The sequence below is a fragment of the Labrys sp. KB_33_2 genome, assembly GCF_052114505.1.
GTDB lineage: Bacteria > Pseudomonadota > Alphaproteobacteria > Rhizobiales > Labraceae > Labrys.
The window spans coordinates 352,598-366,615 of record NZ_JBFREW010000001.1; the positions used below are offsets into that span (position 1 = coordinate 352,598).

Sequence of the window (14,018 nt, forward strand, 5' to 3'; positions counted from 1 at the left end):
TTCAGCCCTTCGTGGTCGCCCGATTCTTCTCGGTCGCCCAAGCCAGCATCTGCTCGAACAGTTTCTTGTAGCCGTCCCAGGCGATGAAGCCCGGCGGCAGCCAATGCGGGCCGACATCGGACGTCCAGGCCACGGTGCGGCCCTTGCCGTAGGTGCCGGTCACCAGCAGCGGCTGGGAACCATAGTCGGACGAGACCGTGGCGAGCACCTCGGCGCCCGACTTGAGCGTCACCTCGTTGTAGCCGAGCAGGATGGGCCATTCCGTGCCGAGACCCTGCAGGATCGGATGATCGGCCGCGCCGGTGACGACGGGGGCGTAGCCCTCGGGCACTTCCACGCGGTCGTCGAAAGCAAGGCATTCGACCGGCAGCACGTCCTCCACCGGCGTCTTGCGGTAACGCGCGCCGCCATTGATGCCCTGGAAGCTGAAATAGCCGCCGAACATCAACAGGCCGCCGCCGTTCTGCACATAGTCACGCAGAAGGCGCAGGCGGTTCGGGGTGGGCTTGGAGTGGATCCAGGTATCGGGATGGAGCAGCAGCGTGTTTGCGCCGATGTCGGATAGCACGACGGCGTCATAGGCGGAAAGCGCCTCGATCGTCTGCGGGAAATGGCGCTGGGCCTCATGCGCAGGCATGAAGGTCACGTCGAAGGCGCCGTCCTTCAGGGCGGCGAGAAGCTCATCGGCGCCGGTGTGGTAGGTGGCGGTCGGGAACTGGTCGAAGCCCTTGATATGGGTCGAGGTCGAGACCCAGGATTCGCCGGCGAGCAGGATCTTCTTCTTGGACATGGTCACTCCTATAGCGTTTTGCGATTTGGTGGGATCACCAAGAATCGCAAAGACGCGTTCGAACAAAGAGTTAGAGCAAAAGTGCGTTTTCGATAAAAAGCGCTTTGCTCCAGGAAAAGGGGTCGTGGGCTCACGCCGCGGCGGAGAACACGGATTTGGGATTGTCGACGAGCACGCGGTCGATCGCGGCCTGCTCCACGCCGTGGCGCAGGAGGCGGGGCACGAAATGCTTGAGGATGAAGCCGTAGCCGAAGCCGCCATAGCGGGTGAGCATGATCTTCAGGAAGACGTCCTGCGACAGCAGCAGGCGGTCGGTGAAGCCCATGTCGACCAGCGCGCGGATCGCGGTGGCGTTCTGCTCGTCGGAAGGGGACTGGGCGTCCTGGTCGGCAAAATAATAGTCCATGCCGATCATGTCGTATTCGAGGAAGGCGCCGCGCTCGGCCAGGGCCCGCTGATAGGGCAGGTCGGCATGGCTCGGATTCATGTGGCAGAGCACGGTATGCCTGGGATCGGCGCCCTCGGCCTCGACAATGTCAAGCACGCGATGGCCGAGACGCTCCCAGCCCGGCAGATGGATGGAGAGCGGCAGGCCGGTGATCCCGGCTGCGCGCGCCGAGGCGCGCAGCGACTTTTCCTCCTCCGCCGTGAAGTCCTTGCTGACGCCGACCTCACCGATGATCCCCGCCATGATCTGCGGCTGCTCTTGCCCGCCGCCGACATCGTTGACGATGAACTGCGTCACCGCCTCGACATCCATTGCCTTCAGCCAGTCCGGATGGGTCGGCTCCAGATAGAAGCCGGTACCCATGATAATCTTCATGCCGGAAGCGCGGGAGATGCGTGCCAGCTTCTCGGGTGCCCGGCCGATGCCGATATTGGTGGCCTCGATCACCGTATGGCCGCCGAGCGCCTGGAAGCGCTTGAGCTCGGACAAAGCGAGGTCACTGTCGTCGAGCGAGACATTGTCGCGATTCATATAGGGGTTCATCCGCAACTCGCCGATGATCTCGATATTCACCGCCTGCTCGGCGATCGCTTTCTCGTCCGGATGGCAGGGGCATTTCCAGGTGCGGGCGCCATCGAGCAGGATGTGCTCGTGCATCAGGGTGATGCCGAGGTCGTCCACCGGCACCGGGCCGAGCACGGTCATGGCGGTGCCGGATCGGATGCCGATCGGCTTGCGTTCGGCGGGACGGGGCTGGAACAGGTGATCCATGCTCAATGGCTCCTCATCGCGCCCTTGAACAGGCGGAAATTGAGCCAGATGGCGATCAGGATGATCGAGCCGGTGACGATAGGAGTCAGGAAGGGTGACATATGCGCCAGCACCAGGCCGTTGGCGATGACCGCCACCGTCAGGGCGCCCAGCACCGTGCCGACAACGGTGCCGCGCCCGCCGAACAGGCTGGTGCCGCCCAGGACCACCGCGGCGATGACGTCGAGCTCGAAACCCTGGCCGGCATTGGAGGAGCCGGAGCCAAGGCGCGCCGCCAGGATGACGCCGGCCGCGGCGGCCGCCATGCTGGAGAGGATATAGACACACAGCACCACGAAGCGGGTGTTGATGCCGGAGCGCCGGACAGCCTCGGCATTGGCGCCGACGCCGGTGACATAGCGGCCGAAGGGCGTCCGGTTGAAGACGAGGAAGGCGATCACCAGCACCACGAGGGCGATCAGGGCGGGCACGGGCACGCCGAGGAACCAGGCGCGCCCGATCGCAGTGAAGGGGCTCTGGGCCTCGACCGGGATCGAATAGCCGGCGGTGATCAGGAGAGCGAGGCCTCGGATCACCGACAGGCCCGCCAGGGTGACGATGAAGGCGGGAATGCGTTCATAGGCGATGAAGAAGCCCTGTATGGCGCCGATCACGCCGCCCATTGCCAGCATCAGCACGATGACGAGGGGCCAGGGAATCCCGGCCTGCAGCGAGGCCGCCGACAGAGTCGCCGCGAGCGCCAGCACCGAGCCGACCGAAAGATCGATGCCGCCCGTCGTGATCACGAAGGTCATTGCGGCCGCCACGATCAGCAGCGGTGCCGACTGGCGCACGATGTTGAGCAGGTTGGGGGTGGTGAGGAAGGCGTCGGTCCAGATCGAGAAGACCAGGCAGACGAAGATGAAGAACAGGGCGATCGAAATGATGCTGCCATTCGCCATCGCCTTGTCGCGCCAGCGCGCCTTGTGGACGCGGGGGCGATGGGCGGGGGTGGTGGATGAGGCCGTCATGCGCGGGCTCCGTTGTCCTGGGGAGAGCCGTTCTTTTGGGCGGCGCCGGCGGAGCGGGCGTTGAATTTGCGGCCGACGATGAGGTTGACCACCTCTTCGATATTGGTGTCCTCGATCCGGCGCTCGGCGACGTTGCGACCCTCATACATCACCTGGATGCGGTCGCAGACGAGGAAGAGGTCCTGCAGGCGGTGGGTGATCAGGATGACGCTGACGCCGCGGGCGCTGACGGTGCGGATCAGTTCGAGCACCGCCTCGACTTCGGCGACGGCCAGGGCGGCCGTAGGCTCGTCCATGATCAGCACGGAGGGATTGAAGGAAGCGGCGCGGCCGATGGCGATCGACTGGCGCTGGCCACCGGAGAGGTTCTCGACCTTCAGCCTGGTATCGGCGATGACGATGCCGAGCTTGTCGAGCATGTCGCGGGCCTGGTCGTGCATGCGGCGCTGGTCGAGGAAGGGAACGCCGAGGATGCGGTGCCTGGGCTCGCGGCCGAGGAAGAGATTGCCGGCGACATCGACGCTGTCGCACAGCGACAGGTCCTGATAGACCATCTCCACCCGCGCCGCGCGGGCATCGGCAGGGGAGGCGAAGGACTGCACCTTGCCGTCGATCTCGATCGCGCCGGTGTCGGGGATCACGGCGCCCGAAAGCACCTTGCTCAGGGTCGATTTACCGGCGCCATTGTCGCCGACCAGTCCCAGCACCTCGCCGGGCCTGAGCATCAGCGATACGTCGTCCAGGGTCTGGATCGTGTTGTATCGCTTGGAGATACCGGTCATCTTGACGCGGTAGGGTTCGCCACTGTCCATCATGGTTCCGCCTGGCAATGAGATGCCCCGCCCGCGGCTCGAAGAGCAGCGGGCCTGGGCCCAACTATGCGTGGGGGGCCTGTCAGCCCGTTACTTGAACATGCCCCGGAACTTGTCGACGTTCTCCTTGGTCACGATCGTCACGGGAACGTTGATGATCGGCTCGACCTTCTCGCCCTTCTTGAGCTTGGCCAGGGCTTCCACCGCGGCCTTGCCCTCGCCGGCCGGATCCTGCTGGATCACGCCGGTGACCCAGCCCTGGTCGATGCCTTCGATGGCCTGCTTGGTCAGGTCCCAGCCGAAGACCTTGACGCCTTCGGTGCGCCCCTGGCTGGTCACGGCGGACACGGTGCCGAGAAGGGCCGGTTCGCCGGTGGCATAGAGCGTGGTCATGTCGGAATTGGCCGTCATCAGGTTCTCGGCCGCGCTCAGCGCCACGTCCTGCACGTTCTGGCCGTCGACGGTGTCGAGGAAGGTGACCTTGAGGCCGCTGGCCGTCACCGCCTTCTTGAAGCCATCCAGCCGCTGGTTCTGGATGTAGGAATTGAGAGCGCCGACCACGCCGATCTTGGCGGTGCCATCCAGCTTGGACTTGACGTAGTCGGCGTAGAACTTGCCGATGTCCTCGCCGGCCTTGAGATTATCCACGCCGACGAAGGAGACATTGTCGCCGTCGGGGATCTGGGCATCGATGGCGATGACGGGGATGCCGGCCTTCTTGGCGGAGGTGATGGCGGGCTTCACGCCGTTGACGTCGATGGCGATCAGGATGATGCCGTCGACCTTCTGGGTGATGTAGTTCTCGATCGCATCGTTCTGGGCGCTCGGAACATTGTTGGCGTTGAAGATGACGAGCTTGGCGCCGGCCGCCTTGGCGGCGGCCTCAGCGCCTTCGTTGATTTGGTTGAAGAACAGGGCCTGCTGGTTGATGGTGACCAGGGCGAAGGTGTCGGCCAAAGCGGACACCGATCCTAGGGACAGCGCCAGGGCTGCCGCTGCCGAGCAGCCGGCGAGATATTTTGAAAGCCGCATTTCAGTTCCCTTCATGGATGGCCCGTGCCGGGCTCATTCTCAGTTCTGACATCAGCATCATTCAAGAGACTTGAATTCATGTCAAGTTACTTGAATGGCGGTCTCGGGGATTCTTGAAACGCCGACGGCGTGAGGCGTTAGAAGGTGGCAGGCGTGTTGACCCAGAAGATGCTCGCGCGCTCCGTTCCGGTGTTGCGGTACCAATGAGGCAATTCCGACTTGAACACGAAGGTATCGCCGGCAGAGAGCTTGAAGGTACGCTCACCGACCATCAGCTCCACGGTTCCGGTCAGCACATAGCCGACTTCCTCGCCCTGGTGCTGGATCGGCCCGGCGCTCTCGCCGCCGGCCTCGATGTGGTGGATGTTGCATTGGAGGAGATGACCGGGCGAATAGGGGATCACCCGTTCCAGCGAGATGCCCTCGCCCCGGCGGAGCGGGTCCAGCGAGATCAGGGGGCGCGAGCCGGCGCGAAAGACGATACCCTCTTCGCTATCCGATTCCTCGAACATCCAGCCGATATTGGTGCCGAGGACCTCCACGAGGCGATGCAGCATGGGCAGGGAAGGGGAGGCCTTGCCGTTCTCGATCTTGGACAGCAGGCTTTCCGAACAGTCCGCGGCCGTCGCCAGGGCCTTCAGCGTCAGCCCCCTTGTCTGCCGGGCCAGGCGAAGGCGGGTGCCGAGCCGCACGGGATTGGCCTGTTCCAGGGGATCGGGGTGATCGCCGGCGCGTCGTTTGAGGTCGATCTTGTTCATTGCGCGATTGCCAGGATGCTTCATTGCCCGAAAGCCTAGCCGACGATTCTAGGCCACAAGCCTGCACCCTGTCCACTTCGCCGCCGGCCGCTCGGCATCAGCGTCCCAAACGGCTGGGCAGTCGGCACCTCCCATGCTACATCCGCAAGACCTTCGGTGCCCGCTTGCGGGAGAATCGGGAACGCGGTTTGAAGCCGCGACGTGCCCAACGCTGTAAGGGGGACTATCCGGGCAGGTTTCAGGCCACTCGCTCTGCGGGGAAGGCGTCCGGATGGGTGGATCCCGAGTCAGAAGACCGGCCGGAGGCGATAGATCGGCGCGCGTGGACGGCGCGGCGATTGCCATCGCAAGGGGAATGACGATGGACCCATCCACGGGAGCGCTTGCGCCCTCCGGGCCGTTTTCACCGGCCGAACGCGACGCCGTCTATCGCGCCATCTTCACCAGGCGGGACGTCCGCAGCCAATTCAGTCCGCAGCCCGTTCCGGACGATGTCCTCGCGCGCATCCTCGTGGCCGGGCATCATGCGCCGTCGGTCGGCTTCATGCAGCCCTGGAGTTTCCTGGTGCTGCGGTGCCCTGAGGCCCGGGGCAAGGTGCAGGCCCTCTTCGAGGAGGCCAATGCGGAAGCGTTGGCGATGTTTCCGCCGCAGAAGCAGGCGCAATACCGCTCGCTGAAGCTTGCCGGCATCCTCGATTCCCCGGTCAATCTGTGCATCACCTGCGATCCAGACCGCGCCGGCCCCGTGGTGCTCGGCCGCACCCATGACATGGCCATGGACCGCTACTCCACTGTCTGCGCGGTGCAGAACATCTGGCTGGCGGCACGGGCCGAGGGCGTTGGGGTCGGTTGGGTCAGCATCGTCGATCCCGTGCGCCTGCGTGCGGCACTGGGCATTCCCGAGCGCGTAATTCCGGTCGCCTATCTGTGCCTTGGTTATGTGCACGAAGCCTATGCCCGGCCGGAGCTGGAAGTGAAGGGCTGGCGCCAGCGCCTGCCGCCGGAGGCCGTGCTGAGCTTCGACGCCTGGGACGGCCAGCGGCCCGACCATCCCTTGCTCGCCGCCATGCGGACGGCTATGGGGAATGCTGGTTGATAGAGCAAAGCGCAAAGACGCTTTGGGGTGGCCGGCGCAGATGCGCGCCGTCTCGATCGGGTGGCACGGCCGATGGATTTCCTGCGTAAGAATGCGATCTGGATTATCGCACTGCTGATTACCAGCCTGGTCTTGCTGGAGGGGCCGAGGGCGATCCTGATCGGGGCATTCGTGGCCGCCCTCGTCGGTCTGTTCTGGCTGTTGCGCGGCAAGGCCCGCAAGCCGGCGGCGGGCCGCCGCCTCGAGACCGTGCCGAAAGTTGTCCCCCTTCCGCTCGACCGGGGTTCCGACACGGTTCGGCCGCAGGCGCTCGAGCGCGCCTCTCTCAAGACCATCGATGATCCGAGGCTCGCGGCCGTCGTCCTGATGATCCAGCTTGTCCGCACCAATGGCTTGCTGACCCGGGCCGAGCGGGACACGATCCTCGCTCTTATGGCCGATCCACTCGGGATCGGCGATCGCGAGCATGTCTATGAGCAGGCCTTGCAATTGACGGATCGCGGTCGGGTGTTCACGCCGGTCGCCGAGGAATTGGCGCCCCTTCTGCGGGCGCGCCTGTCCCTGCCGGAGCGCCAACAGCTTATCGATATGCTGGGCGAGGTCGCCAATGCCTATGGCGAGGCCAGCGATTTGCAGCGCGAGGCGATCGTTCGCCTGAAGAGACGCCTGCTTGCGCCGGATGCCGCGGCCGGGCGCCCGCTCAATTGAAATAGAAGGCGTAGCTCGCGACGTCGCCGCCGAAGATACTGGTCGCCTGGCCCCAGGCCTCTGCATCCATCACCTTGCCATTGTCGAGGAAAGGCAAGGCGCCTGGGCCGGTGATCCACAGCACCAGGTCGAAATTGCCGGGCTGCTCGAAGACCCTGGCGAGATTGACGCCCTTGGTGAAACGCCAATGCGGCATCAGCAGCTTGCCGTCCAGCACCTGCTCGACCTGGCCGAGCAGCGCAAGCCATGAGTCGATACGCTCCTGCGTTACGTCGAGGGAGGGCAGGACGCCGCTCTTCTGCCGCGGGCCGGGCAGCCATTCGTGATCGTCGTCGGTCTCCTTGCCGATCAGCGCCCAGGTCTCACGGTTGAGCCGGATTACCGTCTTGATATGGTCGCGCACCTCCAGCCACATCGCCTTGTCGGCCACCGGCCAGTCGATCGTATGCACCAGGCTGATCAGATCGGCGATAGCGTCGGTGTCACGCTTGCTCGTGCCGAACAGGGTCATGCCCAATCCGTCGCCACCATCGCCGCCATTGGCCTTGGCAAGGCCGCTGACGGCATGTGGAAACAGGCTGCCGAAGCCCGCGTCCCAGCTGCGCGACATGTCGTGCGACAACAGGGTCTTGGTCAGGGCCATCAGGAAATTGCAGTAGCCACGCAGCCATTTGGCGTCGGCAGTGTCGAAGGCGACGATGAAGGGCTTGGGCTTGCCGGCATCGTCGATGTCGGAAATGGCTGCTCCGATATGGTCGCGCTCGTCGATGATGCCGTCGCCGTTCCAGTCGAAGCGGGTGACGGAAAGATCGACCGTCAGCTTGGCGGGGCTGTCGCCGACCTCAGCCAGGGTCTGGTCGGCCTTTTCGAGATCGGCCAGGAACGTGGCGAGGATGCCGCGAAAGTCCTTATAGGTGATGGGCTGCGGATCGGGATTGGTGCTGAAGACGGTGCCCGAGAGGCCGAGCACCCGCATCGCCGGCATTTCGGTGGCGAAGCCATATTTGTAGAGGGCCTGCGACAAATGTTCGAGCGCCCGCGCCGTGCGCACCATGCCGAGGCCGAGCCTGGCGTCGGCATTGCTGCTGGCCTTGGTGGCGAGGGCCAGCATCTGTTCGTCCGCTTCGCTGATACGCCCCTGGCCGAGATAGCTCTGGAACAGGGCCGAGGCCGGGCTGTCGGCCCTGGCCGGTGCGAAGGAGAACACCACCGTCATCGTGACGGCCGCGGCCCATGTCAGCAAATAGCGCATCGTCATTCCCGGATCGGCAGGGCGCATACCGGGAATCGGATGCCGCCCGCCTGAAAGATCGTTGGATTAGCAGAGGCCGCGAGCGCCGCAACGGCTTCGCGGCCCGAGTCTAAGAGGAGGGAACTTTTCTAGGCACGAGGTCTCAATCGAACACATTCGCGACGGAGCCGGTCAAATCGATTCCGTCCTTGAGCAGGCGCAGGCGATAGGCCGCGATCGAATAGACCCCGATCAGCCACGCATACATCAGGGGCAAAATCAGCAGCATCATGATCAAAGCCGCGATGCCGCCGCCGGGACCGAATATGCGAGCCAGGACATTCACGACCACGAGATAAGCGAGCCAGATCACCCAGGTGAGGAGCATCATGCCGAAAAGAGGCCAGCGGTATCCGGCGCTGAGATAGCGGCTGCGGCGGAGCGCGCGGATTGGCCCCACATCCTCGTTGATGCAGATGACGAAGGAAAGAAGGTAGGGAAAGACCAGGAAGAGACCAAGAATGCCGATGATCAACGCAGCGACGATGAGGAAGCCGGGCGGAGCGCCAATGCCAAGGAACACAAGGCTGATCAAAGCGGCGATGAGGTAGAACGCGATGTAGGCAAGAATATAGATCAGCAATAAACCGAAGACGGGCAGGAATCTCCTGGCGCCGGCCAAGCAGGCTGCCATGAAAGGTTTGGCGGGATCGGCGTAACGATCATGAAGCAAGCGGATCATCGCGCAATAGAAGGCGAGCGACAGGAAGCCCGCCGCCAGGAGCAGCAGGTAGAATAAGGCGATGTTCCTTTGGATCGCCAATTGGGCCGCCAACCGGTCACCGCTCAATGCCGCCCAGAAAAACGAGCCGAGCAAGCCGAAGAAAATGGCGAACACCGCGAGCTGGAGCAGGAACACCCAGCCATAATTCCTCAGGCTGACGCTGAAGGCATCGGCGATGATCTGTCCGATGCCTAGAGGCTTGCTTCCTGGCTGGTCGGATGACGGCGAGACGACGGACATGAGAGTTCCTTTGCTCATGATCAATTCCGGAGCGCACTCGCGCCAGCCTATACGAGCAAGGCGCCAACACAATTCAATAGAAGTGAGTATGCATTTCGGCAGGCTGGGGGCCCTGACGCAAGCTATCCTAGCGGCTCCGATGGAGAAACAGAGTCCCGTACGTTACATCCAGGTGTCGTGGACAAGGAGTAGTCGACTACACCCCCATATCAACCAAGCGGGGGCGCGGCTCGCCAATACGTAGGGTTATTCTCGCGAGAATGACAATGTTCTGTGCTCTGATCTGGCAGAAGACGCACGTCAGGAGCGTCATTGTCCGAGATCATTGGAGCGATTCCGTAAGGACAGTTACCGAAGAAATTCCCAACATTCTTGGAAGGTAATTTCGGCGGATGAGCCTATTGCCAAAACAAGGGCAGCTGTTCCATAGCCCTATCCACTCATTTCCAATCAAGGGTCACGTGAAAACCATGCTTCGCAAATCGCCGTTGTGGCTGTCCATCGGGCTGTGCCTGCTTCTAGCGGCTTGCTTCAGCAAGGAGCCAGAGCAGCGCAAGGCCTATATGGAGTTTTTGCAGGCCCGCTTGGTCGATAACAAGGATGAGACGACATTTCCGGTCATGACACCCCGCCAGGAAGAAGCCTTCGGCCCTTACGCGGACAGCTTCAAGGTCATGCAGGCGTTCTTCGATGGCATGAACCAGCGCACGGGCGTGGGTCGCAACGGCAACAAGGCCATGCGCATGCCCGGCGCACCGGAGTTGATCGCCGATCCGACTTTGCTCGACAAGTTCAGTGCAAGCTTCCTGCAACGAGGCAGGGAAACCAAGATTTTGGTCGACACGGCGGATACGGCCAGGGCCCGGTTGCAGTTGCCGGATGATTTGAAGGCCGTCTACGACAAGGCCTATGATCGTACTGTGTCCAAGCGCGGTCGCGACTGGGCAAATCTGGAGCCGCAATGGACGGGGGTGACCGACCAGATGAAGAAGCTCGTCACCTTCGTGCGGCAGAACCAGAGCAAGATCCAGGTACAAGGCAACGGTCTGCTCACCGACGATCCGGCGATCCTGGCGCAGATGCAGGGCATCCTGAAGGATCTCTATGCCAGGCAGGACGGATTGAACAAAGCATTCGACGCCCTCTGAGCAAAACACCTCGAGAGTTGGCGTCCATTTGCTCTAAGCTCTTGTTTCGCTGTGCTTTTGCGATTTTCGGTGAATCTACCAAATCGCAAAACGCTTAGGTGCGGGTCTGGATTGACCTTTGCAGCCCGATCCGCCACAAGGTCCGGCAATCCCTCCCGCCCCACCCGGACACCGCAGCATGGCCGCCGAAGCAAAGTTGAAGAAAGCCGTCGAGCATCATCGCGAAGGCCGGCTCGATGCCGCCGAGGCCGGCTATCGCGAGATCCTGGCCAGTCGCGCCGGGGATTTCAACGCCCTGAACCTGCTTGGCACGCTCTTGCTGCAGCGCGGCGTGCATGACGAGGCTGAGAAGGTGCTCCGCCGGGCGGTCGAGATCAATCCCGGCAGCGCCGACGCACAGATGCGGCTGGGCCTCGCCAATCGTGGCCTCGGCAATGCCTCGCGTGCGGAATATTGCTTCCGTTCGTCCTTGAAGCTCGATCCCAAGGCGGCCGACACCCATTATAATTACGGCAATCTGCTTGCCTCGCTCGAGCGAGGCGACGAGGCGCTGCAGGCCTATCTTGCCTGCCTGAAGCTCGAACCGAACCATGCCGAAGCCCATATCGGCCTTGGCGATCTCCTCTTGCACAATGAACGGGCCGAGCCGGCCGCTGCCCATTACCAGCAGGCCGTGGCCTTGAGGCCCTCCTCGCCGGAGGCCCTTGTCGGCCTTGGCCGTTCGGCACGCGCCCTCGGCAAGAGCGAGGAAGCCCGGAAGATCTTCGAGAGGCTGGTCGAGCTCGACCCCGAGCATGTGGAGGCCAGGCAGACCCTGTCCGAGCTGGGATAACCAGCCTTCCTTACCCTCCTCGGGAGAAGAGGGTAAGGATGCTTCTTTCACTCAGCAGAACTAAGCGCCTGGGCTGCCTTGAATTCGCGCCGGCGCGCATGAAGCAGCGGCTCGGTATAGCCCGACGGCTGCGAGCGGCCCTCGAAGACCAGATCGCATGCCGCACGGAATGCCACCCCGTCGAAAGCGGGAGCCATCGCACGGTAGTGGGGATCGCCGGCGTTCTGGCGATCCACGACCTCCGCCATGCGACGCATGATCTGCCTGACCTCGTCCTCATCGACGATGCCGTGGTGAAGCCAGTTGGCGACATGCTGCGCCGAGATGCGGCAGGTCGCGCGATCCTCCATCAGCCCGACATCGTTGATATCTGGCACCTTCGAACACCCGATGCCCTGATCGATCCAACGCACGACATAGCCGAGGATGCCCTGCGCATTGTTCTCGACCTCACGGCGGATCTGCTCGGGCAGCCACTTCTGGTAGCTTGCGACCGGAATTTCGAGGATCGTCTCGACATAGGCGCGCCTGCCGCCTTTCGCCAGCGCGGCCTGCACCGCGAAGACGTTGATCTTGTGGTAATGCAGGGCATGGAGCGTTGCCGCCGTCGGGCTCGGCACCCAGGCGCAATTGGCGCCGGCCTTGGGGTGCTCGATCTTGGCTTCCAGCATGGCCGCCATCCGGTCCGGCATCGCCCACATGCCCTTGCCGATCTGGGCCTTGCCCGAAAAGCCGCATTGCAGGCCGATGTCGACGTTCTGGTTTTCGTAGGCGACGATCCAGTCCTTGCGCTTGATGAAGTCCTTGCGGCTGAACGGGCCGGCCTCCATCGAGGTATGGATCTCGTCCCCGGTGCGATCGAGGAAACCGGTATTGATGAAGACGATGCGATGCTTCGCCGCCCGGATGCACTCCATCAGGTTGACGCTGGTGCGCCGTTCTTCGTCCATCACCCCCAACTTGACCGTGTGCTTGGGCAGGCCCAGCACCGCTTCGACATGGGCGAAGACCTCGTCGGCGAAGGCGACCTCGTCGGGCCCGTGCATCTTGGGCTTGACGACATAGACCGAGCCGGCGACCGAATTGCGCAGGCCCTCGGACTTTTTCAGGTCATGCATTGCGATCAGCGTGGTCACCATCGCATCCATCAGGCCCTCGAAGACTTCTCCGCCATCCTGGTCGAGGATGGCTGGATTGGTCATGAGATGGCCGACATTGCGCACCAGCATCAGCGCCCGGCCCTTGATCGTGACTTCGCCGCCATTGGGTGCCGTGAAGGTCAGGTCTGGGTTCAGCTTACGCGTCATCTCGGCACCGTCCTTGCGGAAGGTCTCCGTCAGGTTGCCCCGCATCAGCCCCAGCCAGTTGCGGTAGGCGACCACCTTGTCCTCGGCATCGACGCAGGCAACCGAATCCTCGCAATCCATGATCGCCGAGATGGCGCTTTCCAGCCGGATGTCGGCAAGACCGGCCTGATCGCGACTACCGATCGAGTGGGCCCGGTTGAAGATCAGTTGGACGTGCAATCCGTTGTTGCGAAGCAGCACGGCGTCGGGCGCGCGCGGATGGCCGCGATAGCCGATGAATTTCTCCGGCTCGACCAGTGGCATGTCGTCGACAAGAAGCGCGCCGTTGTGGACATGATAGCGCCGGGCATCCGCATGGCTCGTGCCCTCGAGTGGGAAGGCCTCGTCGAGAAAAACCCGTGCCTTGGCCACGACGCGGGCGCCGCGGCCCCGGTTATAGCTGCCGGCCGGCGGTGGCCCGCCCCCTGCGTCGGTGCCGTAGAGGCTGTCATAGAGGCTGCCCCAGCGCGCATTGGCGGCGTTCAGCGCGAATCGCGCATTGGTGATCGGCACAACGAGTTGGGGACCTGCGACCGTGGCGATCTCGGGATCCACGTTCTCGGTCGCGATGGTGAAGTTGTCGCCCTCCGGCAGCAGATAGCCAATCTCGGTGAGGAAAGCCTTGTAGGCATTGCGGTCATGTGGCTGGCCGTGGCGCGCGAGATGCCAGGCGTCGATCTGAGCCTGCAGTTCGTCGCGCCGCTGCAAGAGCGCCTTGTTGCGCGGTCCGAACTCACGGACCAGCGCTGAGAACCCATCCCAGAAGGCCTGCGCCTCTATACCGGTGCCGGGCAGGGCCTCCTGCTCCAGAAAGGATGCAAGCTCGGGCGCGACAAGCAAATCGCCGCGCGCCACGCGAGTGGCCGAGTGTCCGGCTTCAGCCGTATCGTTCATGGTGCTCCCTTATCAGTCAGCAATTGTCATGATCATGGCGGGTTCCGTGTGGATACGCCAAACATCCACGGTTGGGTATCGAATTTCCATCTGACGGAAACCTTGCGACGGCCTCATC

13 protein-coding genes and 1 riboswitch are annotated in these 14,018 nt (G+C 63.2%); of the genes, 4 read left to right on the forward strand and 9 right to left on the reverse strand.

The genetic code is table 11. The features are described from left to right. Position 1: 1 nt before the first annotated feature. The 6 genes from AB4037_RS01705 to AB4037_RS01730 form a co-directional block, all read right to left on the reverse strand. Complete coding sequence (locus AB4037_RS01705; protein ID WP_441770319.1) at positions 2-790, reverse strand: glutamine amidotransferase; 789 nt, start codon at positions 788-790, stop codon at positions 2-4. A 130-nt stretch (positions 791-920) separates the two neighbouring features. Beyond that, on the reverse strand, positions 921-2,009 hold the full coding sequence (locus AB4037_RS01710; protein WP_434957802.1) for a phosphotriesterase family protein: 1,089 nt from the start codon (positions 2,007-2,009) through the stop codon (positions 921-923). 2 nt (positions 2,010-2,011) lie between these two features. Continuing rightward, a complete protein-coding gene (locus tag AB4037_RS01715; protein WP_441770320.1) occupies positions 2,012-3,019 on the reverse strand; it encodes an ABC transporter permease in 1,008 nt (335 codons plus the stop codon). Next, positions 3,016-3,834: an ATP-binding cassette domain-containing protein gene (locus tag AB4037_RS01720; protein WP_441770321.1), complete on the reverse strand. Its 819-nt coding sequence runs from the start codon at positions 3,832-3,834 to the stop codon at positions 3,016-3,018. Before AB4037_RS01720 ends, AB4037_RS01715 begins: the two co-directional genes overlap by 4 nt. An 87-nt stretch (positions 3,835-3,921) precedes the next feature. After that, complete coding sequence (locus AB4037_RS01725) at positions 3,922-4,863, reverse strand: ABC transporter substrate-binding protein (RefSeq protein ID WP_441770322.1); 942 nt, start codon at positions 4,861-4,863, stop codon at positions 3,922-3,924. Positions 4,864-5,000: 137 nt separating this feature from the next. Further along, on the reverse strand, positions 5,001-5,621 hold the full coding sequence (locus AB4037_RS01730) for a cupin domain-containing protein (protein WP_434957798.1): 621 nt from the start codon (positions 5,619-5,621) through the stop codon (positions 5,001-5,003). 137 nt (positions 5,622-5,758) lie between these two features. Next, positions 5,759-5,939, forward strand: a riboswitch (cobalamin riboswitch). 43 nt (positions 5,940-5,982) lie between these two features. Here AB4037_RS01730 and bluB point away from each other — a divergent pair. Both bluB and AB4037_RS01740 read left to right on the forward strand, forming a co-directional pair. Continuing rightward, positions 5,983-6,717, forward strand: coding sequence for a 5,6-dimethylbenzimidazole synthase (gene bluB, locus AB4037_RS01735; RefSeq protein WP_441770323.1), 735 nt, complete (start codon positions 5,983-5,985; stop codon positions 6,715-6,717). Between the two features lie 27 nt (positions 6,718-6,744). Next, positions 6,745-7,425 carry a TerB family tellurite resistance protein gene (locus AB4037_RS01740; protein ID WP_434957796.1) on the forward strand — a complete coding sequence of 227 codons (681 nt, stop codon included), beginning with the start codon at positions 6,745-6,747 and terminating at the stop codon, positions 7,423-7,425. Here AB4037_RS01740 and AB4037_RS01745 read toward each other — a convergent pair. Both AB4037_RS01745 and AB4037_RS01750 read right to left on the reverse strand, forming a co-directional pair. Continuing rightward, complete coding sequence (locus AB4037_RS01745) at positions 7,418-8,683, reverse strand: hypothetical protein (RefSeq protein WP_441770324.1); 1,266 nt, start codon at positions 8,681-8,683, stop codon at positions 7,418-7,420. The two genes, AB4037_RS01740 and AB4037_RS01745, sit on opposite strands and share 8 nt — an antisense overlap. 136 nt (positions 8,684-8,819) lie before the next feature. Further along, entirely contained in the window at positions 8,820-9,698 is an 879-nt protein-coding gene (locus tag AB4037_RS01750) for a DUF975 family protein (protein WP_434957794.1), read from the reverse strand. Between the two features lie 374 nt (positions 9,699-10,072). Here AB4037_RS01750 and AB4037_RS01755 point away from each other — a divergent pair, with 374 nt between their 5' ends. Together AB4037_RS01755 and AB4037_RS01760 are read left to right on the forward strand one after the other, a co-directional pair. Next, positions 10,073-10,828 (forward strand): DUF3053 family protein, encoded by a 756-nt coding sequence (locus AB4037_RS01755; protein ID WP_441770325.1) that lies wholly within the window; start codon positions 10,073-10,075, stop codon positions 10,826-10,828. A gap of 178 nt (positions 10,829-11,006) precedes the next feature. After that, the gene (locus AB4037_RS01760) at positions 11,007-11,660 is read left to right on the forward strand and encodes a tetratricopeptide repeat protein (protein ID WP_434957792.1); all 654 of its coding nucleotides are present in this window, start codon (positions 11,007-11,009) and stop codon (positions 11,658-11,660) included. Between the two features lie 47 nt (positions 11,661-11,707). Here AB4037_RS01760 and AB4037_RS01765 read toward each other — a convergent pair whose 3' ends face one another. Further along, positions 11,708-13,900: a malate synthase G gene (locus AB4037_RS01765; RefSeq protein WP_441770326.1), complete on the reverse strand. Its 2,193-nt coding sequence runs from the start codon at positions 13,898-13,900 to the stop codon at positions 11,708-11,710. Between the last annotated feature and the right edge of the window lie 118 nt (positions 13,901-14,018).